The sequence below is a fragment of the Mesorhizobium sp. M7A.F.Ca.MR.362.00.0.0 genome, assembly GCF_004023175.1.
In the GTDB taxonomy this organism is placed as follows: domain Bacteria; phylum Pseudomonadota; class Alphaproteobacteria; order Rhizobiales; family Rhizobiaceae; genus Mesorhizobium.
In genome coordinates, this window is the sequence record NZ_RZTF01000802.1 from 1 (window position 1) to 538 (window position 538).

At 65.1% G+C, this 538-nt stretch carries 1 protein-coding gene; it reads left to right on the forward strand.

The features are described from left to right. Positions 1 to 73: 73 nt before the first annotated feature. On the forward strand, positions 74 to 508 hold the full coding sequence (locus tag EOC06_RS37800; RefSeq protein ID WP_174800363.1) for a DUF983 domain-containing protein: 435 nt from the start codon (positions 74 to 76) through the stop codon (positions 506 to 508). Positions 509 to 538 lie beyond the last annotated feature (30 nt).

Below are 538 nucleotides of genomic sequence, written 5' to 3' on the forward strand. Positions count from 1 at the left end.
GGCCCAAGGGCCGCGCCCGCGCGTCGCAATCGCGACCGGGTTCGCGCGGCAGGAGACGATGATGACAACAGCCATGGAAGAACAGGTTTTCGGCGGAGAACATCACTCGGGCCGGACCGCGCGCCCGCTGTGGACGGCGATGAAGCGCGGCCTGCTCGGCCGCTGCCCGCATTGCGGCGAAGGCAAGCTGTTTCGCGCTTTCACCAAGACCGTCGACACATGCAGTGTCTGCGGCGAGGAATTGCATCACCACCGGGCCGACGACCTGCCCGCCTATCTGGTCATCGTCATCGTCGGCCATGTCGTGCTGGGCGCCTTCATGGGCGTTGAGGCCACGTCGACGCTGTCCACATGGCAGCACATCGCCATCTGGGTTCCGCTGACCATCCTTTTGTCGGTTGCGTTGCTGCAGCCGATCAAGGGTGCCGTCATCGGACTGCAATGGGCCTTCTATATGCACGGCTTCGGCGGCGAGCACGACGTGATCGAGCCGCATCCCGGAGCCTAGGCCGCAGCCAAGAATGCTGCCTGGCGCAAC